We start from the raw sequence: 21,796 nt of genomic DNA, 5'->3' as shown, positions 1-21,796 counted from the left end.
AAGCAACCATGTCCGAAACATTGATTGTCGCTGGCTGGATCGTCAAGGGTGTCGCCGACCGGCACACCGCAGAGGTCATCCGCGACGGCGCGCTGTATCAACGCGACGGCGTAATCGTCGAGATCGGCGATGCGCAGCAGCTGATCGCCAAGTATCCGAACGCGCCGCGTCTCGGCTCGCCCGATACGGTGTTGCTGCCTGGCTTCGTCAACAGTCACCATCACGTCGGCCTGACGCCGCTGCAACACGGTTCTCCCGACTACGCGCTGGAACTGTGGTTTGCAAGCCGGATGGGTACACGCGAGATCGATCTTTACCTCGATACCCTGTACTCCGCCTTCGAAATGATTGCGTCCGGCATTACCACGGTGCAGCACATCCACGGTTGGCGGCCTGGTCCGCTGTCGTCGATACATGAAGCCGCTTCGGGCGTTCTGAAGGCGTATCGGGACATCGGTATGCGCGCGTCGTACAGCTTCGCCGTGCGTGAGCAGAATCTGCTTGTCTATGAAGCCGACGAAGACTTCGTCAAACGCCTGCCGGCCGACATCGGGGTGAAGCTCGCCGCGCATCTGAAAGCGCAGCGGGTCCCGCTGGCCGACCATCTGCAGTTGTTCGACATGCTCACACAGGACAACGAAGGCCAATCGCTGACCCGGATTCAGCTTGCACCTGCCAACCTGCACTGGTGCAGCGATGAGACACTGCTTGCCATCAAGGAACGCGCCGACAAAGCTGGCGTACCGATGCATATGCATTTGCTCGAAACCGCCTATCAGAAGGAATACGCGCGCCGCCGGACGGGCAAGACGGCGGTCGCGCATCTGAACGATCTCGGTCTGCTCGGTCCGTCGCTAACCCTCGGCCACGGTGTGTGGCTGACGGAAGCAGACATCGAAATGGTCGCGCATACCGGCACCTGCATCTGCCATAACTGCAGTTCGAATCTGCGTTTGCGCAGTGGCGTGGCACCCTTGAATGCGTTTGCCAAATACGGTGTGACGGTGGGCATGGGGCTCGACGAAGCAGGTATCAACGAAGACCGCGACATGTTGCAGGAGATGCGCCTCGCACTGCGCGTGCACCGCACGCCGGGAATGGACGACGACGTGCCGACCTGCCCACAGATACTGAAAATGGCCACTGAGGATGGCGCTCGAACCACCCCGTTCGGCGCACAGATTGGTCGCCTGGAAATCGGACGCCTGGCCGATCTGGTGTTGATGAACTGGAAAACTGCAACGTATCCGTATCAGGATGACAACATTCCCATGCTGGATGCGCTCATGCAGCGTGCCAAGACGAACGCCGTCGATGCCGTGATGATTGCCGGCGATGTGGTGTACCGGGATGGCCGGTTCACGCGTGTGGATCGCGATGCGATCCTCAACGAGATCGAACAGACGCTCGCGAAGCCGCGCAACGAGCGCAAGCAGGCGGAGCGGGAACTGGGCGCGGCAGTGTTTCCCTATGTAAAGGCCTTTTACTCCGACTACTTCGGCGAAACCCCGCCGCGTCAGCCGTTTTACGCTCCTTCATCCCGGAACTGATGGATCGAATGACAACGCGGGCTCTTCTGGAAACGATCGCTCCGTTTTCCTGCGCCTCCTGGCGGTCTGCCAGAGGGTCTGCGATGCTGTGCTTCCTGTCGGGAAGCGTTCGGCCTCAACTCGAGCGCTGTCAGATGGATAACGGTCTATCGTCCCGCAGACCGGCGCCCCTCCAGCGGCAAGCATGCGCGCATGGTTCGCGGCGTCCAACTGACCTGTTTCTCATCTGCTCCTGAACGGCGCGTCAATCGCTTTCCGATCGGAGTCTGTGAGCCGTTCCTGAACACACTCGCGAGTCAATCGGGTTTCTTCAGTCCGCTCGGATTCTCAGGTCCACCGCGCGTCATCCCTTGATCAGTCGGCGTGCTCACACCGCGGTTATCAGCCGCTGTGTCGCCTCGTCCGGAGGCCGCCGACGCAGAATGGGAAGCACGGGTTGCGCCAGACATGCGTGGTCGATCGCCACTCTGAGACGCCCCCGAGTGGGCCGTCCCTACAGCACTCGCTCCCGCCTCACGGGCCGCACCCGTATTCTGCGCCGATCCAGTCGCCGCAAAAGTCGACAGCAGCGCTGCAGCTGCGAAGCTTTTGAAGAGGACTTTCATTTTCGTCTCCGTACGCGCTTTGCATTGGCGGTACTTTCATCTTAGATCCGCTGAACGACAGGACCCGCATTTTTCGTTACATCCGACGAAAGTCACAATCGGCGCATCGTTGTGGTTATTCATCTCGCCTCTGTCGGGCGCATTCTCTGCGAGTCTGACGGCAACTCATGGCGGCCGCGTACGCCAACTCTGGATCGCACTCTCGGCGTAGCCCGAATGTTCGGCAAACCGCCGTATCGTCATGTAGGGAGCCTCGACTACCGTCTCAGGTCACGAGGTAGCGCTTCTTAAGATTTCCTTCAGCATCCCCCGATAAATTAGTGCCACACTATCAAGCGCTGCTGATTGCAACTCGGCCCCAGCTATAAGCGCGGCAGTAGATGTGCACGTAATTAAATGTGAGAGACCTGATGCCGCGGGGTAAAACAGGTGGCGCCGCCATGGCGAATGCTCGCGCAGCCTACGTGCTTGAACTGGCACGAGGTTGTTCATACATCAGCAGCACGCTGAGTCCGGATACGCGGCACAGCGCTATCGCTGAAGTTCTCGGCGAATTTCGCGAACTGTACGGCCAATGGGAAGAAACACTCTTTCGGAAGCTGCTTGCAGAGGATCTGCAAAGCCGAGGCAAACGGGACGCCGCCTCGGCAGTGCTCGCCTTCAAATTCATCAACTCGTGAGTGTGGCCCGCGGGTCTGCGCCAGACGTCTACGACTGCTGCCGTTGGCCTAACTAGAGCACTCCAGACTATTGCTGGTGGCAAAGACGGAGCCACAGCCACGGCGGCTTGTTCAATGGAGATCGACCATGCGACTCCCCAGCAATAGCTTGCGCGTCGACAGCATTCCCACGTTCTCCGTCGGCCGCTTCTTTGCGCAAGCGCGGATTTTTCAGATCCACTGCGCCACCCGTGAACAGACCGAGATCTTCGCGGCCATCAACCTGCCAGATTTCGCCAATGAGGGTGAAGCCATCGCGTTCTCGAACAAATGGGCGGTCGCGTGGATCAATGAGAATCTTCTCGGAATCACTCCCACTCAATCGTCGCCGGCGGTTTCCCCGAGATGTCATAAACCACCCGGTTAATTCCGCGCACTTCATTGATGATCCGGTTCGACACATGCCCCAGCAATTCATGCGGCAGATGCGCCCAATGCGCGGTCATGAAGTCCAGCGTCTGCACGGCGCGCAGCGCGACGACGTACTCATAGGTGCGGCCGTCGCCCATCACGCCGACGCTCTTCACCGGCAGGAACACCGCGAACGCCTGGCTCGTCAGGTCGTACCATGACTTGCCGGTTTCCTTGTCGATGAAGGTGCGCAGCGTCTCGATGAAAATCGCATCCGCGCGACGCAGCAGGTCGGCGAAATCGCGGCGCACTTCGCCGAGAATTCGCACGCCCAGACCCGGGCCCGGGAACGGATGGCGATACACCATGGCCGGCGGCAAACCGAGCTTCACGCCGAGTTCGCGCACTTCGTCCTTGAACAGTTCGCGCAGCGGCTCGAGCAGCTTCAGATTCAGCGTCTCCGGCAAACCGCCCACGTTGTGGTGGCTCTTGATGGTCTGCGCGGCCTTCTTGCCCTTGCCGGCCGATTCGATCACGTCCGGATAGATCGTGCCTTGCGCCAGCCACTTCGCGTCGGTCAGCTTGTTGGCTTCCGTCTGGAACACTTCGACGAATTCCGCGCCGATGATCTTGCGCTTCGCTTCCGGATCGGTCACACCGGCCAGCTTCGACAGGAACACCTCGCTCGCGTCGACGTGAATCACCTTCACGCCGAGGTGATCGGCGAAGGTCGCCATCACCTGCTCGGCTTCATTCAAACGCAAGAGGCCATGATCGACGAACACGCAGGTCAGCTGATCGCCGATCGCGCGATGCAGCAGCGCCGCGGCCACCGACGAATCCACGCCGCCCGACAAGCCCAGGATCACGTGCTCGTTACCCACCTGCTCGCGAATCTTCGCGACGGCTTCGTCGATGTAATTGCCCATTTCCCAATCGGGCCGGGCGCCGCAGATCTTCAGCACGAAGCGCTCGAGCATCGCGCGGCCTTGCACGGTGTGCGTGACTTCCGGGTGCCATTGCAGACCGTAGAAATGGCGCTTTTCGTCGGCCATCGCCGCGATCGGACACGATTCCGTCGATGCCATCAGCTGGAAGCCCTCGGGCATTTCCAGCACCTTGTCGCCGTGGCTCATCCACACCTTCAGCATGCCGTGACCTTCCGGCGTGGTGAAGTCGCTGATGCCTTCGAGCAGGCTCGTATGGTTGCGCGCACGCACTTCGGCATAACCGAACTCGCGCAGGTGGCCGATATCGACCTTGCCGCCGAGCTGCTCGGCCATCGCCTGCATGCCGTAGCAAATGCCCAGCACGGGCACGCCGAGTTCGAACACCGCTTGCGGCACGCGCGGCGTATCCGTTTCGGTGACCGAGCTCGGGCCGCCGGAGAGGATCACGCCCTTCGGCGCGAAATCGCGAATGAACGACGCATCGACGTCGTACGGATGAATTTCCGAATACACGTTGGCTTCGCGAACGCGACGTGCAATCAGTTGGGTGACTTGCGAACCGAAGTCGAGGATCAGGATCTTGTCATGCATGGCAGCGGACGGAGTCAAAAGTGAACGGATACGGGATGCCGCGCACGGAGCGCGGCGTTGAATTCAAAGCGGTCCCCGTGGGGACGATCGGACATGTTGCGTAACGATGAAGCGAGCTGGACCAGCGGACGCTGCAGGCATTGACCTGCGGCGCGCACGAACGGAATCCGGTAGCTTCGGCAGGCGTTCTGGCGCTCGGCGCCTCAGCCACGAAACGGCGGCCGGGGGGCACCGGGCGCGTCCGCGGCCGAGTTGCGGGCCTCGTCGCGCGCGGCTGCAGTCTCGGCCCGTGCGGCGCGTTCAGACGCCGTCAGGCCCGGTTCCTCGACCGCCGGATGAAGCGGCGCCGCCGCAACAGGATCCAGGGGCCGTGGGACCGGCATAACGGGCTCGACCACCGGCTCGGCGTGATAGACCGGAAAACCCGCCGTCACCCGGCCGGCATCGCGCCGGTTGGCAGCATCTTTCGCGGCATCTTTGGCAGCCTGCTTTTCAGCACGCTCGGCGGCGGCGGCTTCAACCAGCCGCACCCTTTCGCGCCGCCGCACCGCGCCCGAGAGGCGCACACCGCCCAGGCCGATGACCAGCAAGACCACCCCGGTCAGCACCGCGACGATTTGCCCGAAGCCGGTCAGCGCCGGCGTATGCAAGCCAAGCAGCCAGACCAGCATTAGCACGCCGGTCAGCCAGTTCACATGGCCTACGACCTTGGCAACCGTCGACGTGAGCGAACCGTCGAGCGACGCATGCAAAGCCAGCCACGCGAGCCCGATCAGCGCCACGCCAAACCCCTGGCCGACCAGAGCCGGCTGGGTTTGCACCAGTAGCAGCGCGTTGTACAACGAAGTCCAGGGCGTCAGCAGAAACAGCAGGCCGAACGCAAGCAGCAGCATGGCATCGAGGATGAGTACAGCGCGCAGCAATGGCTTCATTGGCGTTTAGTCCACGTGGTAGTTGGGCGCTTCCTTGGTGATTTGCACATCATGCACATGCGACTCGCGCAAGCCCGCGCCCGTGATCTGCACGAACTCGGCCTTGTCGTTCATCTCCGCGATCGTGCGGCAGCCGCAGTAGCCCATGCTGGCGCGCACGCCGCCAATCAGCTGGAACAGGATCGCGTTGACCGAGCCCTTGTAGGCAACGCGGCCTTCGATACCTTCCGGCACCAGCTTGTCGATGTTCGCGGAGTTGTCCTGGAAGTAGCGGTCTGCCGCGCCGTCCTTCATCGCGCCGACCGAACCCATGCCACGGTACGACTTGTACTGGCGCCCCTGGAACAGGAACACGTCGCCCGGCGCTTCTTCGGTGCCGGCGAACATGCTGCCCATCATCACGGAATTCGCGCCGGCGGCCAGCGCCTTGCTGACGTCGCCCGAGAAACGCACGCCGCCGTCGGCGATGACCGGCACGCCCGTGCCCTTCAGCGCTTCCGACACGTTCGAGATCGCGGTGACCTGCGGCACGCCGACACCCGCGACGATCCGCGTCGTGCAGATCGAGCCGGGACCGATACCGACCTTCACGCCATCCGCGCCGTATTCGACGAGCGCCTTGGCCGCCGCGGCGGTGGCGATGTTGCCGCCGATCACTTCGACATGCGGGAACTTATGCTTGACCCACTTGACGCGCTCGAGCACGCCCTTGCTGTGGCCGTGCGCGGTGTCGACGACGATCACGTCCACGCCCGCCTGCACCAGCAGCTCGACGCGTTCTTCGTTGTCTTCGCCCACGCCGACCGCCGCGCCTGCGCGCAGCTTGCCGTGTTCGTCTTTGCACGCGTCCGGGTGCTCGGTTTGCTTGGTGATGTCTTTCACCGTCATCAGGCCGCGCAGTTCGAATGCGTCGTTGATGACCAGCACGCGCTCGAGGCGGTGGCTGTGCATCAGCGCCTTGGCTTGCGCGAGCGGCGTGCCTTCCTTGACGGTGACGAGGCGCTCGCGCGGCGTCATGATGTTGCGCACCGGCTCGTCCAGACGCTCTTCGAAACGCAGGTCGCGGTTCGTGACGATACCGATCAGCTGGGCGCCTTCGACGACCGGGAAGCCCGAAATACCATGCTGGCGCGACAGCGCGATGACGTCGCGCACCTTCATTTGCGGCGGCACCGTGATCGGATCGCGCACGACGCCCGATTCGAAGCGCTTGACCTTGGCCACTTCACGCGCCTGTTCGGCCGGCGTGAGATTCTTGTGGATGATGCCCACGCCACCCATTTGCGCCATTGCGATCGCAAGACGGGCTTCGGTGACGGTGTCCATGGCGGCGGACACGAGCGGCATATTCAGGGAAATGTTGCGGGTCAGCCGGGTCTTGAGGCTGGTGTCGCGCGGCAGAACATCGGAGAAGGCCGGGACGAGGAGCACGTCATCGAACGTGAGTGCTGTTTGGATCAGACGCATGGCAAATCCTATAGGCGCAAAAGCGAATTATACGCGATACCTCCCCGGTTTTCACTGCACTAACAGCAGCTTAGCGAATTTCAGGCGATTTTTTTCGTGGCTTCGAGCCCTTCGATTTCGCTTCTACGTTCGCCTCGGGTTCGATCGGGTTTCGTTTGCGCGTTCGGGTGCACGGAGGCGCCAGCTGGCTCGTCGGGTAAGAAATTGCGCTCGCGCGCGCGCCGCGAAACCGCTGTGTTTGACCTCGATTGCGTCCTGGCACGCCGAAAAAACCGCTGGAATGCAGAATCAAACAAGACACCCGGCCCGCCAACCGGCTATTCTGCCGACCATTCCAGTTTTTTCTCGCAGGGGCAGTCGATGCGGCGCGGTGTGGCATATGGAGTAATGGCCGGGGCCTTATGGGGTGTGGTGTTTCTGGTGCCGCGCGTGCTGCCCGATTTTTCGCCGCTGCTGATGAGCGCTGGGCGCTACACGATGTACGGCATCGTCTCGCTGGCCGCCGCGCTGCCGATGGCGCGCTCGCTCGTCAAACGCCTGACGCGCGAGGATCTCAGGGCGCTCGTCAAGCTGGCATTGGCCGGCAACCTGCTCTACTACCTGCTGCTGGCCTCGGCGGTCCACATGATCGGCATCGCGCCGGCCTCGCTGATCGTCGGCGTACTGCCTGTCACGGTGACGCTGCTCGGCCGGCGCGATCATGGCGCCGTGCCGCTCGCGCGTCTCGCATGGCCGCTCGCGCTGGTGGTCGCGGGCATCGCCTGCATCAACATCGACGTCTTCACGGTGGCGAACAGCACGCCGGTCAGCATCGCGACGAAACTCCTCGGCCTCGCCTGCGCACTCGGCGCACTCGTCTGCTGGACCTGGTTCGCGGTCGAAAACGCCCGCTACCTGCAACGCCAGACGCATTTCAGCGGCAACGAGTGGTCGGTGCTCTGGGGTGTGGTGACCGGCGCGCTCGGCGCGGGATTGTGGCTGGTGGTCGCCGTCATGCCCTCCGGCAGCCTGCAGGCGCCGCTCGGCGACGCGCGCTGGCATACCTTCTGGATGTTGAATCTGGGCCTCGCAGTCGGCGCGTCGTGGCTCGGCAACGGACTGTGGAACGCTGCGTCGAAACGGCTGCCGCTCACCCTGTCCGGCCAGATGATCGTGTTCGAGACGCTCTTCGCGCTGCTCTATGCGTTTATCTACGACCAGCGCCTGCCGCGTCCGCTGGAAACGGCGGCGATCCTGCTGCTGGTGGCGGGGGTGTGCTGGTCGGTGCGCCAGCATGCGGGCGACGACGATAGGTCCGGTGCGGCATCGATTGAGGAAAAGGCACAGCCTTCGGTGCATTGACAGGCGCCGCCACAAGACTCGCCTAGCGCGAATCCTTGTTCTGCCAGCGGCGCCCTTCAATCGAGCCCGCTTTGCGGGTCTTCTCGACGCGCCGTTGCCGCGACAGCTTCGGGTCCACCAGCAGCGGCCGGTAAATCTCAACGCGATCGTGATCGGCAAGCACCGTATCGAGCGGCTTGAGCTTGCCGAACACGCCGACCTTCTGCGTGCCCAGATCGATCTGCGGATAACGCTGCAGGATGCCGCTCGCGTCGAGCGCCTGCTGCAACGTGGCGCCTTCCGGCAATTCCACGGCGATCAGCGTCTGCTCACCCGCGAGCGCGTAGCAGACTTCAATCGACAAGCGCGCGCTCATGCCTTACCGTAGCGCTGATCGGCGCGCTTCACGAACGATTCGACGAAGGTGTTGGCAATGTGGCTGAACACCGGCCCAATGATCTTCTCGAGAATGATGTTGGTGAATTCGTAGTGCAGCGCGAATTCGATCTTGCAGGCGTCCGCGCGTAGCGGCGTGAAACGCCAGAACCCGGTGAATTTGCGAAACGGGCCGTCCGCGAATTCCATATCGATGCGCGTGGGCCGCTCCATGCTGTTACGCGTGGCGAAATGCTGCTTGATGCCCTTGAAGTTGATATCGATCTTCGCCTCCATGCCGGTTTCGTCCCGGCGGCGGATTTCGACTCCGCCGCACCAAGGCAGGAAGTTGGGGTAATCGGCGACGTCGGTGACGAGGTCGAACATCTGTTCCGCCGAATGGCGGATCAACACGGTTTTCTGGACATCTGCCATAAATTGGACAGCACGTGGCAAGGGTGGACAAGCGCCGCGGGCTTTCCTTGCCCCGCTTTGCTAAAATCGTGATTTTAAACGAGTTGGGCACTTTCCATTCATGAGCATCATCGACAACAGAAAAGCCTTCTACGACTACTCGGTCGAAGAACGCTATGAAGCAGGGCTCGTGCTCGAAGGATGGGAGGTCAAGGCGCTGCGCGCCGGGCGCGGCCAGATCAAGGAAGGTTACGTCGTTATCAAGAATAACGAACTGTTCCTGATCGGCACGCACATCAGCCCGCTGCCCGAAGCCTCGACCCACATCCACCCGGACCCGGTGCGCACGCGCAAGCTGCTCTTGCACAGCGAGGAAATCAGCAAACTGATCGGCAAAGTCGAGCAGCGCGGCTACACGCTCGTGCCGCTGAACTTCCATTACAAGGGCGGCCGCGTCAAATGCGAGATCGGGCTGGCCAAGGGCAAAAAGCAGCACGACAAGCGCGAAACCGAAAAGAAGCGCGACTGGGAACGCGAGAAGGCGCGCCTGATGCGCTCGCCGTCGTGAGTTTGCGTTTGAGCCTCAAACAAAAATGGCCCGCTCAGTCAGCGGGCCATTTTCCTTAGGGCAGCAAAAACCACCCTCAGCGCACGTCGGTCGCGCCCTTCCCCTTGTTCACGATGGTCAGCGCCGACGCGATCATCGAACTCATATCCGCCAGGTTGCCCGGCACGATCAGCGTGGTGCCCTGCTTCGCCAGATTGCCGAACGCATTGACGTATTGTTCGGCCACCTTCAGATTCACCGCCTCCATCCCGCCATTCGACTGGATCGCCGCGGCGATCTTCTGGATCGCCTGGGAGTTCGCTTCGGCCACCGCCAGAATCGCCGACGCCTGCCCCTGCGCCTGATTGATCGCCGCCTGGCGCTCGCCTTCGGACTTCTGAATCGCCGCTTCGCGCCCACCCGAAGCGATATTGATCTGCTCCTGCTTGCGCCCTTCGGATGCCGCGATCAGTGCACGCTTCTCGCGCTCAGCGGTGATCTGCGCCTGCATTGCGTGAAGAATTTCCTTGGGCGGCGTCAGGTCCTTGATCTCATAGCGCAGCACCTTCACACCCCAGTTTTGCGCCGCCTCATCGAGCGAGGACACGATGCTGTGGTTGATGAAGTCGCGCTCCTCGAAGGTTTTGTCGAGCTCGAGCTTGCCGATCACCGAGCGCAGCGTGGTCTGCGACAACTGCGTGATCGCGAACACGAAATTGCTCGACCCGTACGACGCTTTCATCGGATCGGTGACCTGGAAATACAGCACGCCGTCCACCTGCAACTGCGTGTTGTCACGCGTAATACACACCTGGCTCGGCACTTCGAGCGGGATTTCCTTGAGGATGTGCTTGTACGCGATCCGGTCGACGAACGGGAAGGCGAAGCTCAAGCCCGGTGTCAGTGTGCGGTGGTAGCGGCCGAGCCGCTCGAGCACCCACGCATGTTGCTGCGGCACGATCTTCAGCGTCTGTGCCGCCAGCACGATCACGATGATCAGAAGCACCGCCGCGACGATGGTTGAATCCATTACTGCCCTCCGGTCCGTAGTTCGAATAGTTGTGCGTGATGCTTTGCACGCGCCCGGCACACGCTTTGTGCACGCCGTGCACGTGTTAGTGCGCGCTCAGGCCGCCGTCGCTTTGGCCTTCGCCTGCCGGCTCGCCGCGACGACGAGGCAACTGCCGCGCATCTCGACGATTTCGTAGCTCTGCGCATCTTCCGGCTCGCCGGCGGCCAGCTCGACGTCCCATGCCGCCCCGCGGTAGTTGACGCGCGCCCGGCGCTCGTGCCACGCCGGCACGCTCAGCGTCTGACCGATGTCCAGATTGACGTCCGGGTTCTTCGACGCCTCTTTACGCGTTCTGCGGCCAAAGCGCGAACGCCTGAGCAACAGAACGGCCGCCAGCGCCACCACGGCTGCGATCACGAATTGAAGATCCGCGGCGGCGCCCGCAATGTGCGCAATTGCCGCGGCGACGCAGCCCACCGCGATCATCAGCAAATAGAAGGTGCCGCTGATCAGCTCCAGCACGACAAGCACACCCGCCACGATCCACCAGAACAATCCACCTGGCGCCACGTCGACCTCCACAAAGCAAAACACCCCGGATCTACCGGGGTGTTTATAGCATGAAGCGAGTGCCTTTATTGGGCGGTGCAGTACGCTTTTACGAACTTTTGACATACTGCGCCGCTTGTCAGGCAAGCTGCTTGTCAGGCGCCTGCCTCGCGCTTATTTACATCGCTTATTTCATCAACGATTTCGCCAGCTGCTGCCACGTCTCGATGATCGAGTCCGGATTCAGCGAGATCGACGCGATGCCTTCATCGGTCAGCCATTGCGCGAAGTCCGGATGATCCGAAGGACCCTGGCCGCAGATACCGACGTACTTGTTCAAACGCAAGCAGGTTTCAATCGCGCGCTTGAGCATGAACTTGACTGCCGGGTCGCGTTCGTCGAAATCGACTGCGAGCAGTTCCATGCCGGAATCGCGGTCGAGGCCGAGCGTAAGCTGCGTCAGATCGTTCGAACCGATCGAGAAACCGTCGAAGAATTGCAGGAATTCTTCGGCGAGAATCGCGTTCGACGGCACTTCGCACATCATGATCAGGCGCAAGCCCTTCTCACCGCGCTTCAGGCCGAACTTCTCCAGCAGCCCGACCACGCGCTCCGCCTGCTTCAGCGTACGCACGAACGGCACCATGATCTCGACGTTGTCGAGGCCCATCTCTTCACGCACCTTCTTCAGCGCGATGCATTCCATCTGGAACGCTTCAGCGAAGTCGTCGGCGATGTAGCGCGAGGCGCCGCGGAAACCCAGCATCGGGTTTTCTTCGTCCGGCTCGTAACGCGAACCGCCGATCAGCTTCTTGTACTCGTTCGACTTGAAGTCCGACAGACGCACGATCACGGGCTTCGGATAGAACGCCGCGGCGATCGTTGCGATCCCTTCGGTCAGCTTGTCGACATAGAACGCGCGCGGCGATGCGTGACCACGTGCCACACTTTCCACGGCCTTCTTCAAATCCTGATCGATGTTCGGATACTCGAGAATCGCCTTCGGGTGAACGCCGATGTTGTTGTTGATGATGAATTCGAGCCGCGCCAGACCCACGCCTGCGTTCGGCAGTTGCGAGAAGTCGAAAGCCAGTTGCGGGTTGCCGACGTTCATCATGATCTTCACCGGAATCGGCGGCAGTTCGCCGCGCTGCACTTCGGTGATTTCGGTTTCGAGCAGACCGTCGTAGATCTTGCCTTCGTCGCCTTCCGCGCACGATACCGTCACCAGCGCGCCTTCCTTCAGCACGTCGGTGGCGTCGCCGCAGCCGACCACGGCCGGCACGCCCAGCTCACGCGCGATGATCGCCGCGTGGCAGGTACGGCCGCCACGGTTCGTGACGATCGCCGATGCGCGCTTCATCACCGGCTCCCAGTTCGGGTCGGTCATGTCGGCGACCAGCACGTCGCCCGGCTGCACACGGTCCATTTCCGACGGATCGTGAATCACGCGCACCGGACCCGCGCCGATCTTCTGACCGATTGCACGGCCGGTAGCCAGCACGTTCGATTGGCCCTTCAGCTTGAAGCGTTGCTCGGCCTTGCCCGCAGCCTGGCTCTTCACCGTTTCCGGACGTGCCTGCAGAATGAAGATCTTGCCGTCGCGGCCATCTTTGCCCCACTCGATGTCCATCGGACGCTCGTAGTGCTTTTCGATGATGACGGCGTATTTCGCGAGTTCGATCACGTCTTCGTCGGTGATCGAGAAACGGTTGCGCTGCTCGTGCGCGACGTCGACGGTCTTCACGCGGCCTTGCTCGCCGGCCTTGGTGAATTCCATCTTGATCAGCTTCGAGCCGATCGAGCGGCGGATGATCGGGTACTTGCCTTGCGCGAGCGTGGTCTTGAAGACGTAGAACTCGTCCGGATTCACTGCCCCCTGCACGACCGTTTCGCCCAGGCCGTAGCTCGACGTGATGAACACCGCGTCTTTAAAGCCCGATTCTGTGTCCAGCGTGAACATCACGCCTGCCGCGCCGACGTCCGAGCGCACCATGCGCTGCACGCCCGCCGACAACGCGACTTCAGCGTGGGTGAAGCCCTTGTGGACGCGATAGGAGATAGCACGGTCGTTATACAGCGACGCGAACACGTGCTTCATGCGATCGAGCACCTCGTCGATGCCGACCACGTTGAGGTAGCTTTCCTGCTGACCCGCGAACGATGCGTCCGGCAAGTCTTCCGCCGTTGCCGACGAACGCACGGCAAACGACAACTCTTCAGGCGAGCTGTTTTGCAGGGTGTCGAAGCCGGCGCGGATATCTGCTTCGAGACGCGGCTGCATCGGGGCGTCGACGATCCATTGACGGATCTCCTTACCCGCTTCGGCGAGCGCCTTCACGTCGTCGACGTCGAGCGTTTCGAGACGTTTGGCGATGCGGTCAGTCAGATTGTTGTGATGCAGGAAGTCGCGGAACGCCAGCGCCGTGGTGGCGAAGCCAGTCGGCACGCGCACGCCGGCTTCGGCGAGCTGACTGATCATCTCGCCAAGCGACGCGTTCTTGCCGCCGACAATCTCCACATCGGTCATCCGCAACTGCTCGAACGGAACTACATACGCCTCTTCCTTTGCGACGGTAACTGCGTTAGTCATACAAGCCCCTAAGTGTGAAAGAAATTCACGGCTGTGCAAGTGGGCTCGAACGCGAGACGCCCATTGGAAGCGTGACCTCGCGTCTTGCACAACCTGTTGGAGAAGCAATCGCTGCAAATAGCCGGAGGCGCCAGGAAATACCCTGAAGCACCAACAGGCGCGAGGCACACGACGCAGAAAGCGGTTGGACGAAATTACCGATCGATCCACTCCACTCTCTCAATTTGCCGCAAGTTACCGGCTGAAAGTGTGGCGTTGACCGACTGTTCGCGGTAAGTTAGTCGTCAATCGCCTGCAATTGCTTATCCAACAGGTTGCCGCTATTCTACCGTGCCGACTCTCAAATGTGACAGTCGGACGAGAATTGCGCCTCGAATCGCGCCCCGGACCGGCTAGCGGCCTTTTGCGAGGCCTGGCAGCCAGCCGGGCGCGGTTGCGGTGCCCACGGCGCGCTGAAATGACGCCGCTGCAATCTCCGGTTAGCCACCGGGCAGCGCGTGTCGAAACAGCGATGTTTCTTTCGAGCGCTTTTTCCCGCTCACGTTCCCAACCCCACTGATGCCGCCCACCGTATTCATCGTCTCCGACGGTACCGGGATCACTGCCGAAACCTTCGCGCATTCGATCCTCTCCCAGTTCGACCAGAAATTCCGCCTGGTTCGCGTGCCCTTCGTCGACTCGACGGACAAGGCCTACGCCACGCTGGAAAAGATCAACGAAGCGATCGTGCAGGACGGCCGTCGTCCGATCGTGTTTACGACCCTCGTGGACAGTGCGTCGAATCAGATCGTCAAAGGCTCGAATGCGCTCGTGCTGGACATGTTTCAGACCTTCGTGGAGCCGCTCGAACAGGAACTCGAACTGAAGTCGAGCCACGCGATGGGTCGCGGCCACCAGAACGCGGATACCGAGGAGTACAAGAACCGGATCGAGGCGATCAACTTCTCGCTCGCTCACGACGACGGTCAATCGAACCGCAATCTGGCCGATGCCGACGTGATTCTGGTCGGCGTATCGCGCAGCGGCAAGACACCGACGAGCCTGTATCTGGCAATGCAGTACGGCGTGAAAGCGGCCAACTACCCGCTGATTCCGGAAGACTTCGAGCGCGGCAAGCTGCCCACGCCGCTATTGGCGCATCGGCAGAAGATGTTTGGTTTGTCGATCGATCCGCAGCGGCTGTCGGAGATCCGCAACGAGCGGCGGCCAGGCAGCAAGTACGCGGCGCCCGAGAATTGCCGTTACGAGATCAATGAAGCGGAAGCGATGATGCGGCGTGAAGGGATCAAGTGGTTGTCGTCGACGCATAAGTCGATCGAAGAGATCGCGACGACGATCCTGCAGGAGATCAAGCTGGACCGGTCGGCTTATTGAAATTGGTTTAGATCCGCACCGCGCGTTCAGCTGGCGCGCGGCGGCCGGGTTGCCTGGCTATGTGCTCCGTGCGCGATGCGTCATGCGTCATGCGCAGTCCAACCAGGCCAGGATGGCGCGGCTTGGTCACTACCACGTCCTATCTACCGCGCTGTTGACGGCACTGTTCGAATACACAGACAGCCGCCGCAGCCGCCACATTCAGCGACTCCATGCCGCCCGGCTGCGGAATCGTGACGCGCAAGGAGACCGCATCGCGCCACGTCTGCGACACGCCCGCGCCCTCATTGCCGAACACCCATGCGAGCGGCCCGCTCAGGTCGCAATCGTAGATCGCCTCGGCGCCGTGTGAATCCGTGATCACCACCGGCACCGCAAGACGCTCGATCAGCGTCTGCGCCTCAACATCCTCGTGGATTTGCAGCAGGAAATGCGCGCCCATGCCCGAGCGTAATACCTTCGACGACCACGCGTATGCTGTGCCCGGTGCGCAGAACACCTGCTGAATACCCGCGGCCGCCGCGCTGCGCAGAATCGAGCCGACGTTGCCGGCGTCCTGCACGCCATCGAGCACGAGGCAAGTCTGCGCGACCTTCTCCGGCAGCGGCGTACCGAGCTTTTCGACCAACAGCAAAATCCCGACCCCATGCACGACGTTCGACAACTGGCCAAACAATGCATCAGGCAGCGTGACGATGCGCTGCCCGTCGATGCGCGACACGATGGCCTGTGCTTCGTCGTGACGCAGCGCGCCCTCGGTGACGATGCACATTTCAGGCTGCCCGGCGACGTCGAGATACGCGCTCGCGAGATGGAACCCTTCGAGCAGCGCGTGGCCGCTGCGACGCTGCTGATGCGTCGAGCCGGCCAGTGCCTTGAGGCGCTTGTAGAGCGGATTGTCCCGCGAGGTGATGGCTTTCACAGGCAGCGAAGACAGTGAGAATGAGGAAAAAGAGTTGGCGACGCGGCCGGGTCACGCGAGGCGCTCAGGCGCCGCTGCGTTCGCCGAAGGCGTCGTTGAGCATTGCGTCGTCAAGCACGGCGTCGTTGAGCGTCCCGGGCACGACGATCACGTCGGCCGCCGGCAGTGGCACGCCCGTGCCGAAGCGCAGATGCGCTTCACGAACCGGCGCGAACGAGCGCCGATGATGCTCGCAAGGACCGTGTTCGCGCAGCGCCGCGAGATGCTGCGGCGTGCCGTAGCCGGCATGCGCATTGAAACCGTAGACCGGATGGACTTGATGCAATTCGAGCAGCATCCGGTCGCGCGTGACCTTGGCGAGAATCGAGGCCGCCGAAATGCTCTTGACCAGCGCATCGCCGCCGATCACCGCCTCGCTGCGAATGCTCAGCGTGGGGCAGCGGTTGCCGTCGATTTTGACCAGCGTGGGCACAACCGAAAGACCTTCGACCGCCCGCTTCATCGCCAGCATGGTGGCGTGCAGGATGTTCAGCGTATCGATTTCCTCGACAGTCGCCGACGCGATGCAATAAGCCAGCGCCCGGTCGACGATCTTGTCGTACAGTTCGTCGCGCTTTTTTGCGGTGAGCACTTTCGAATCGTCGAGGCCGCGAATCATCGGCTTCGACGGATCGAAAATCACGGCCGCAGCGACCACCGGGCCGGCCAGCGGGCCGCGCCCTGCTTCGTCGACGCCGCAAATGATGTCGTCCGGCGTCTCGAAGTTCAGGCCGACCTGCTGCGCCGCCGCGCCTGCAATGGTTGCCGCCTTGCGGCGTGGTGCGCGCGCCTGGGTCACGGCCGCACCTTGCGCTTTTCGACGACGCTCGCCACGACTTCCGCCGCACGCTGCGCGGTGTTCTGCTTCAGCACGTGATGCATCTCCGTGAAGATTTCCGTCAGCGTGCGCCGGTTGGCCTCGTCGCGCAACTGCTTCAACGTGGCCTCGGCGAGCGCCTGGGGCGTAGCGAAGTGCTGCAGAATTTCCGGCACGACGAAACGCCCCGCCAGGATGTTCGGCAAGCCGACGTACGGCAGATAGCCTTGGCGTCGCATGATCTGGCCGGTCAACCAGGGTACCTTGTACGAGATCACCATCGGCTTTTTCAGCAGCGCGGCTTCCAGCGTCACCGTGCCGCTCTTCACGAGGATGGCATCCGCCGCCGTCATTGCGAGCTGCGACTGGCCGTCGGTGATGGTCAGCGCGAGACCGGGATGCGCGTCGACCAGCGGCCGCAGCATGTCGCGCAGCGCGGGTGTGGCCGCCGGCATCACGAAACGCAAAGCCGGCTCCTGGTGCTGCATCATCTCCATCGCGGCGAAGAACGTCGGACCGATCAGATCGATCTCGGAGCGCCGGCTTCCCGGCAGCACAGCAATGATCGGACCACTTTCGGCGAGACCTAGCGTGCGGCGCGCGCCGAGCGTGTCGGGTTCCAGCGGAATCTCATCGGCAAGCGGATGGCCCACGTAAGACGCCGCGACGCCGGCCTTTTCCAGCAGAGCCGTTTCGAACGGGAACACGCACAGCATGTGGTCGACCGCCTTGGCGATCTTCTTGATGCGCCCGCCCCGCCACGCCCAGATGGACGGACAGACGAAGTGAACGGTCGGAATGCCCGCCTCGCGCAACGGATGCTCGAGGCCGAAGTTGAAATCGGGTGCGTCCACGCCGACGAACACCGACGGCGGCTCTGCCAGCAATTGGCGCTTCAGCTCGTTGCGAATGCCGAGGATCTCGGGAATATGCCGCAGCGCTTCGACATAGCCGCGCACCGTCAGCTTTTCCATCGGCCAGTGGGCATCAAAACCGGTGGCGATCATGCGGGGGCCGCCGATCCCGTAATACTGGGTACCGGCGGGCAGACGGCTCGCGAGGCCGTCGAGCAGCGACGCCGCCAGCAGATCGCCGGACGGCTCGCCAGCCACCATCGCGACGCGCAGCGGACTCGGGTTCAATGCCATCGCTTAGCGGATGATGCCGCGTTGCGAGGCTTCGACGAACGCGAGCAGCGTTTGCACCGGCTCATCGCCATCGCCACCCGCGGACGCGAGTTCGCGCAACTGCACCTTCGCTTCTTCCAGCGACAGGCCGTTCTTGTACAGCAAGCGGTACGCCGAGCGCAGCGCCGAGATCGCGTCCGCCGAGAAACCGCGGCGGCGCAGACCTTCGACGTTGATACCGTGTGGCTCGGCCTTGTTGCCAGCGGCGATCACGAACGGCGGAATGTCCTGCACCAGCGCCGAAGCGCCGCCCAGCATCGAATGCGCGCCGATGCGCACGAACTGATGCACGCCCGACATGCCGCCGACGATAGCGTGGTCGCCGATCGTCACGTGGCCGGCCATCTGCGCATTGCTCGCCAGGATGACGTTGTTGCCGACGTGGCAGTCGTGCCCGAGGTGCACGTAGGCCATGATCCAGTTGTCGTCGCCCAGCGTGGTGACGCCCGCGTCCTGCACTGTGCCGGTGTGGATCGTGGTGAATTCCCGGATCGTGTTGCGATCGCCGATCACGAGCCGGGTGGGCTCATCTTTGTACTTCATGTCCTGCGGCCGGCCGCCGACCGATGCGTAGTGGCCGATCCGGTTGTCTTCGCCAATCGTGGTGTGACCTTCGATCACGCTGTGCGAACCGACCGTGGTCCGTGCGCCGATCGTCACATGTGCGCCGATCACGGCATACGGTCCGATTTCGACGGATTCGTCGAGTTGTGCGCCCGGTTCGACGATCGCAGTGGGATGAATCCTGCTCATGCGTCCTCGCTTCTGATTCTGTTGCGTTGTCTGGGTGGGTCTGGGCGGAGCTTGCAGGGCTTAAGTACGCCGCTGAGCAAGTCGCCGACCGCGCGGACGCCAATCTTCAAGCGTCTTTGTCCGTGTGCCGCACCGCGCACATCAGGTCGGCTTCCGCCGCCACGACTCCATCCACTTCGGCGCGTGCCTTGAACTTCCAGATGCCGCGCATATGACGCTCGAACGTGCAGTTCAGGATCAACTGATCGCCCGGTTCCACGACGCGCTTGAAGCGCGCATTGTCGATGCCGACAAACAGATACAGCGTGTTCGACGGATCGCTCGGCTCCTCCGAAAACGTCAGCAGGGCCGCTGTTTGCGCGAGCGCTTCGAGAATCAGCACGCCCGGCATCACCGGACGGGTCGGAAAGTGACCCTGGAAATACGGCTCATTGATCGACACGTTCTTCAGCGCTTTGATGCTCTTATGCGGCTCGAGTTCGAGCACCCGGTCGACCAGCAGGATCGGGTAACGATGTGGCAGCAGCGTGAGAATCTTATGAATGTCGAGATTGATTTTTTCGGTGCTCATGGTGTTTCTACTCACGCATTGACTGCGCGATGATGACTGCGGATGCTGGTGCAGGTGGGTTGGTAACGCTTGCTGCCGGCGCTTGCCGAGACCCGGCGGCCATGCCACCCGGTCACGGCAACCGACTTTGCTTCCTGATGCTTGCCCGCTATTTTACGCGGTACCCGCAGGTTGCCTGGCGGAATTGTTCCGCGAGCCGGCCTGCGGGTGCTCTGCGGGTGCTCTGCGGGTGCTCTGCGGTTGTCTGCGAGTTGCGCTGCACTCAGGCTTTGTCGCCTGCGGAACTGCTTGCTGCGTTGGCCGGCTTGTCTGCCGAAGCGGCGTTTTCGAGCGCCTTGATACGATCGCGGAGTTTATCGATGTTACGCAGCAAGGCGGCGCTCCTGTTCCAGTCCGCGTGATTCACAGCCGGAAACGCGCTGGTGTACATGCCGGGCTTCAACAACGACTTCGACACGCCCGACTTCGCCGTGACGATCACATAATCAGCCAGTGTGACGTGCCCCGCGATCCCGACCGCGCCGCCGATCATGCAATGACGGCCGATCGTGGTGCTGCCCGCGATGCCCGCGCAGCCGGCGATCACCGTGTAAGCGCCGACCTTGCAGTTATGGCCGATCTGCACGAGATTGTCGATTTTCACGCACTCTTCGATGATCGTATCGGCCATGGCGCCACGGTCGATGGTGGTGTTCGCGCCGATTTCGACGTCCGCCGCGATCGACACACCGCCCACCTGCGGAATTTTTACCCAGCTGCCGGTACGCGCTTCGCCTTCGCCCACGAAATCCGGCGCGAAGCCAAAACCATCCGAACCGATCACCGCGCCCGCGTGCACGATCACGCGCTCGCCGAGCTTGCAGCCGTGATACACCGCGACATTCGGATACAGATGCGAGCCCGCGCCGATCCGCGTGCCGCGGCCGATCACCACGTTGGCATCCAGACGCACGTTCTCGCCGATCACCGCGCCCGCTTCCAGCGTGACGTGCGGGCCGATCACCGCGCTCGACGCAATCTGCGCCGAGGGGTCGATCGTCGCGCTCGGGTGCACGCCGGGCACGGCCTTGGGCGCCGCCATGTCGATGAAAGTCTGCGCGACGCGCGCGAAGTAAGCGTAAGGATTCGGCGTGACGATGAAGTTACGGCCTTCAGGGGAACTGAGCTTCGCGAGGTCGTCGGCGTTGATCAACACCGCACCTGCGCGGGTCGTCTCGACCTGCGACAGGTACTTCGGATTGGCGAGGAACGCCAGCTGGTCCGGGCCTGCCTGGTCGAGCGGCGCCAGACTGCCGACGCGCTGTGAACCGTCACCGACTACTTCACCGCCGAACCGTTGGACGATGTCCTCGAGCGTAAATGCCATGCCTATGCTGTCTCCTGTGTCGATCGGAGTTAGCGCTTTAGCGCTTACTCCGATCCCATGCAACGCTGTCGATCGGAGTTAGCGCTTTAGCGCTTACTGCGATCCCATGCAACGCTGTCGATCTGAGTTAGCGCTTTAGCGCTTACTCCAATCCCATGCAAGCCTGTTGCTGCAAATCAGTCCAACTTGTCAGTTCTACTGCCCCGGCCGGCGATCCAATGCCCGGCGACCCAGCGGGCGCGATCAGTTACCCGAAGCAGCCAGGGCCTTGAGCACCTGATCAGTAATGTCGATGCGCGGGCTCACGTACACCGCTTCCTGAACGATCAGGTCGTAGTGCTGCTGCTCGGCGATCTGCTTGATTACCTTGTTGGCCCGGTCGAGCACCGCCGCCAGCTCTTCGTTGCGGCGCTGGTTCAGGTCTTCGCGAAACTCGCGTTGCTTGCGCTGGAAGTCAGAATCCATTTGCGACAGTTGCCGCTGCTTCTGTGCGCGCTCGTCGGACGACATCGACGGACCTTTCTTATCGAGCGTATCGGAAAGCGACTTGATCGCCTGCGCCTGGCTAGCCAGATCCTTGTCACGCATGGCGAACTCCGCCTCGAGCTTGACCTGTGCAGCCTTCGCGGCAGCCGATTCACGCAGGATACGGTCCGAATTCACCGCAGCGATCCTGGCTTCCTGCGCATGCGCTGCCCCCGCCATGCCGACACCCAGTGTCATTGCCAGCGCGAACGCACATGCCACACGTTTCGAAAACATACCGGTTAGCAAAGTCATCCTCTCGATACT

General features: G+C 62.2%; 21 protein-coding genes. 6 read left to right on the top strand and 15 right to left on the bottom strand.

Annotated features, from left to right (window positions below):
* Window positions 1–8 precede the first annotated feature (8 nt).
* The 3 genes from P0D84_RS07895 (at window position 9) to P0D84_RS07885 (ending at window position 3,241) form a co-directional block, all read left to right on the top strand.
* Window positions 9–1,550: an amidohydrolase family protein gene (locus P0D84_RS07895; protein ID WP_408334474.1), complete on the top strand. Its 1,542-nt coding sequence runs from the start codon at window positions 9–11 to the stop codon at window positions 1,548–1,550.
* Between the two features lie 1,045 nt (window positions 1,551–2,595).
* On the top strand, window positions 2,596–2,835 hold the full coding sequence (locus P0D84_RS07890) for a hypothetical protein (RefSeq protein ID WP_408334471.1): 240 nt from the start codon (window positions 2,596–2,598) through the stop codon (window positions 2,833–2,835).
* Between the two features lie 127 nt (window positions 2,836–2,962).
* On the top strand, window positions 2,963–3,241 hold the full coding sequence (locus tag P0D84_RS07885; protein ID WP_408334468.1) for a hypothetical protein: 279 nt from the start codon (window positions 2,963–2,965) through the stop codon (window positions 3,239–3,241).
* Here P0D84_RS07885 and guaA read toward each other — a convergent pair.
* The 3 genes from guaA to guaB form a co-directional block, all read right to left on the bottom strand.
* Window positions 3,183–4,766: a glutamine-hydrolyzing GMP synthase gene (gene guaA, locus P0D84_RS07880; RefSeq protein WP_179732616.1), complete on the bottom strand. Its 1,584-nt coding sequence runs from the start codon at window positions 4,764–4,766 to the stop codon at window positions 3,183–3,185. The genes P0D84_RS07885 and guaA overlap by 59 nt on opposite strands.
* 203 nt (window positions 4,767–4,969) lie before the next feature.
* Window positions 4,970–5,698, bottom strand: coding sequence for a hypothetical protein (locus P0D84_RS07875; RefSeq protein WP_408334464.1), 729 nt, complete (start codon window positions 5,696–5,698; stop codon window positions 4,970–4,972).
* A 6-nt stretch (window positions 5,699–5,704) separates the two neighbouring features.
* Window positions 5,705–7,165 (bottom strand): IMP dehydrogenase, encoded by a 1,461-nt coding sequence (guaB, locus tag P0D84_RS07870; protein WP_408334461.1) that lies wholly within the window; start codon window positions 7,163–7,165, stop codon window positions 5,705–5,707.
* 360 nt (window positions 7,166–7,525) lie between these two features.
* Between guaB and P0D84_RS07865 the strand changes: the two genes are divergently transcribed.
* The gene (locus P0D84_RS07865) at window positions 7,526–8,506 is read left to right on the top strand and encodes a DMT family transporter (protein ID WP_408334458.1); all 981 of its coding nucleotides are present in this window, start codon (window positions 7,526–7,528) and stop codon (window positions 8,504–8,506) included.
* Between the two features lie 22 nt (window positions 8,507–8,528).
* Here the strand turns inward: P0D84_RS07865 and P0D84_RS07860 are convergent, their stop codons facing one another.
* Together P0D84_RS07860 and P0D84_RS07855 are read right to left on the bottom strand one after the other, a co-directional pair.
* Window positions 8,529–8,861 (bottom strand): RnfH family protein, encoded by a 333-nt coding sequence (locus tag P0D84_RS07860; protein WP_408334455.1) that lies wholly within the window; start codon window positions 8,859–8,861, stop codon window positions 8,529–8,531.
* Window positions 8,858–9,295 (bottom strand): type II toxin-antitoxin system RatA family toxin, encoded by a 438-nt coding sequence (locus P0D84_RS07855; protein ID WP_408334453.1) that lies wholly within the window; start codon window positions 9,293–9,295, stop codon window positions 8,858–8,860. Before P0D84_RS07855 ends, P0D84_RS07860 begins: the two co-directional genes overlap by 4 nt.
* Before the next feature lie 100 nt (window positions 9,296–9,395).
* Here P0D84_RS07855 and smpB point away from each other — a divergent pair, with 100 nt between their 5' ends.
* Complete coding sequence (gene smpB / locus P0D84_RS07850) at window positions 9,396–9,842, top strand: SsrA-binding protein SmpB (protein WP_063496517.1); 447 nt, start codon at window positions 9,396–9,398, stop codon at window positions 9,840–9,842.
* A gap of 76 nt (window positions 9,843–9,918) precedes the next feature.
* Here the strand turns inward: smpB and P0D84_RS07845 are convergent, their stop codons facing one another.
* The 3 genes from P0D84_RS07845 to ppsA all read right to left on the bottom strand — a co-directional run bounded on the left by P0D84_RS07845 (window position 9,919) and on the right by ppsA (window position 13,975).
* Window positions 9,919–10,851: an SPFH domain-containing protein gene (locus P0D84_RS07845; RefSeq protein ID WP_408334449.1), complete on the bottom strand. Its 933-nt coding sequence runs from the start codon at window positions 10,849–10,851 to the stop codon at window positions 9,919–9,921.
* 96 nt (window positions 10,852–10,947) lie between these two features.
* Window positions 10,948–11,403, bottom strand: coding sequence for an NfeD family protein (locus P0D84_RS07840; RefSeq protein ID WP_408334446.1), 456 nt, complete (start codon window positions 11,401–11,403; stop codon window positions 10,948–10,950).
* Window positions 11,404–11,569: 166 nt separating this feature from the next.
* The gene (ppsA, locus tag P0D84_RS07835; protein ID WP_408334443.1) at window positions 11,570–13,975 is read right to left on the bottom strand and encodes a phosphoenolpyruvate synthase; all 2,406 of its coding nucleotides are present in this window, start codon (window positions 13,973–13,975) and stop codon (window positions 11,570–11,572) included.
* A 558-nt stretch (window positions 13,976–14,533) separates the two neighbouring features.
* Here ppsA and ppsR point away from each other — a divergent pair.
* A complete protein-coding gene (gene ppsR / locus P0D84_RS07830) occupies window positions 14,534–15,349 on the top strand; it encodes a posphoenolpyruvate synthetase regulatory kinase/phosphorylase PpsR (RefSeq protein WP_408334440.1) in 816 nt (271 codons plus the stop codon).
* A gap of 139 nt (window positions 15,350–15,488) precedes the next feature.
* On the opposite strand, the gene P0D84_RS07825 is transcribed toward ppsR, so the two are convergent.
* From P0D84_RS07825 to P0D84_RS07795, 7 genes are all read right to left on the bottom strand, one after another.
* Window positions 15,489–16,271 (bottom strand): TrmH family RNA methyltransferase, encoded by a 783-nt coding sequence (locus tag P0D84_RS07825; protein ID WP_408334437.1) that lies wholly within the window; start codon window positions 16,269–16,271, stop codon window positions 15,489–15,491.
* A gap of 64 nt (window positions 16,272–16,335) precedes the next feature.
* Window positions 16,336–17,109, bottom strand: coding sequence for a ribonuclease HII (gene rnhB, locus P0D84_RS07820; protein ID WP_408334434.1), 774 nt, complete (start codon window positions 17,107–17,109; stop codon window positions 16,336–16,338).
* Window positions 17,106–18,275, bottom strand: a complete 1,170-nt coding sequence (lpxB, locus tag P0D84_RS07815; RefSeq protein WP_408334431.1) for a lipid-A-disaccharide synthase — start codon at window positions 18,273–18,275, stop codon at window positions 17,106–17,108. Before lpxB ends, rnhB begins: the two co-directional genes overlap by 4 nt.
* Before the next feature lie 3 nt (window positions 18,276–18,278).
* Window positions 18,279–19,067 carry an acyl-ACP--UDP-N-acetylglucosamine O-acyltransferase gene (lpxA, locus tag P0D84_RS07810; RefSeq protein ID WP_408334428.1) on the bottom strand — a complete coding sequence of 263 codons (789 nt, stop codon included), beginning with the start codon at window positions 19,065–19,067 and terminating at the stop codon, window positions 18,279–18,281.
* A gap of 106 nt (window positions 19,068–19,173) precedes the next feature.
* Window positions 19,174–19,638: a 3-hydroxyacyl-ACP dehydratase FabZ gene (fabZ, locus tag P0D84_RS07805; protein WP_006048683.1), complete on the bottom strand. Its 465-nt coding sequence runs from the start codon at window positions 19,636–19,638 to the stop codon at window positions 19,174–19,176.
* A gap of 262 nt (window positions 19,639–19,900) precedes the next feature.
* Window positions 19,901–21,004: a UDP-3-O-(3-hydroxymyristoyl)glucosamine N-acyltransferase gene (gene lpxD / locus P0D84_RS07800; protein ID WP_408334425.1), complete on the bottom strand. Its 1,104-nt coding sequence runs from the start codon at window positions 21,002–21,004 to the stop codon at window positions 19,901–19,903.
* A gap of 243 nt (window positions 21,005–21,247) precedes the next feature.
* Window positions 21,248–21,766, bottom strand: coding sequence for an OmpH/Skp family outer membrane protein (locus tag P0D84_RS07795; protein ID WP_408334422.1), 519 nt, complete (start codon window positions 21,764–21,766; stop codon window positions 21,248–21,250).
* Window positions 21,767–21,796: the final 30 nt, after the last annotated feature.

The sequence above is a fragment of the Paraburkholderia sp. RL17-337-BIB-A genome, assembly GCF_046025895.1.
GTDB classification, from domain to species: domain Bacteria; phylum Pseudomonadota; class Gammaproteobacteria; order Burkholderiales; family Burkholderiaceae; genus Paraburkholderia; species Paraburkholderia fungorum_C.
Note: the sequence above shows the minus strand (reverse complement) of the source record. Positions and strands in the feature narration are given on the sequence as shown.

Excerpts from the sequence above, each read along its gene's own strand:
- P0D84_RS07895 (WP_408334474.1), top strand. The coding sequence starts at position 9 with ATGTCCGAAACATTGATTGTCGCTGGCTGGATCGTCAAGGGTGTCGCC.
- P0D84_RS07890 (WP_408334471.1), top strand. The coding sequence starts at position 2,596 with ATGGCGAATGCTCGCGCAGCCTACGTGCTTGAACTGGCACGAGGTTGT.
- P0D84_RS07885 (WP_408334468.1), top strand. The coding sequence starts at position 2,963 with ATGCGACTCCCCAGCAATAGCTTGCGCGTCGACAGCATTCCCACGTTC.
- guaA (WP_179732616.1), bottom strand. The coding sequence starts at position 4,766 with ATGCATGACAAGATCCTGATCCTCGACTTCGGTTCGCAAGTCACCCAA.
- P0D84_RS07875 (WP_408334464.1), bottom strand. The coding sequence starts at position 5,698 with ATGAAGCCATTGCTGCGCGCTGTACTCATCCTCGATGCCATGCTGCTG.
- guaB (WP_408334461.1), bottom strand. The coding sequence starts at position 7,165 with ATGCGTCTGATCCAAACAGCACTCACGTTCGATGACGTGCTCCTCGTC.
- P0D84_RS07865 (WP_408334458.1), top strand. The coding sequence starts at position 7,526 with ATGCGGCGCGGTGTGGCATATGGAGTAATGGCCGGGGCCTTATGGGGT.
- P0D84_RS07860 (WP_408334455.1), bottom strand. The coding sequence starts at position 8,861 with ATGAGCGCGCGCTTGTCGATTGAAGTCTGCTACGCGCTCGCGGGTGAG.
- P0D84_RS07855 (WP_408334453.1), bottom strand. The coding sequence starts at position 9,295 with ATGGCAGATGTCCAGAAAACCGTGTTGATCCGCCATTCGGCGGAACAG.
- smpB (WP_063496517.1), top strand. The coding sequence starts at position 9,396 with ATGAGCATCATCGACAACAGAAAAGCCTTCTACGACTACTCGGTCGAA.
- P0D84_RS07845 (WP_408334449.1), bottom strand. The coding sequence starts at position 10,851 with ATGGATTCAACCATCGTCGCGGCGGTGCTTCTGATCATCGTGATCGTG.
- ppsA (WP_408334443.1), bottom strand. The coding sequence starts at position 13,975 with ATGACTAACGCAGTTACCGTCGCAAAGGAAGAGGCGTATGTAGTTCCG.
- ppsR (WP_408334440.1), top strand. The coding sequence starts at position 14,534 with ATGCCGCCCACCGTATTCATCGTCTCCGACGGTACCGGGATCACTGCC.
- lpxB (WP_408334431.1), bottom strand. The coding sequence starts at position 18,275 with ATGGCATTGAACCCGAGTCCGCTGCGCGTCGCGATGGTGGCTGGCGAG.
- lpxA (WP_408334428.1), bottom strand. The coding sequence starts at position 19,067 with ATGAGCAGGATTCATCCCACTGCGATCGTCGAACCGGGCGCACAACTC.
- fabZ (WP_006048683.1), bottom strand. The coding sequence starts at position 19,638 with ATGAGCACCGAAAAAATCAATCTCGACATTCATAAGATTCTCACGCTG.
- lpxD (WP_408334425.1), bottom strand. The coding sequence starts at position 21,004 with ATGGCATTTACGCTCGAGGACATCGTCCAACGGTTCGGCGGTGAAGTA.
- P0D84_RS07795 (WP_408334422.1), bottom strand. The coding sequence starts at position 21,766 with ATGTTTTCGAAACGTGTGGCATGTGCGTTCGCGCTGGCAATGACACTG.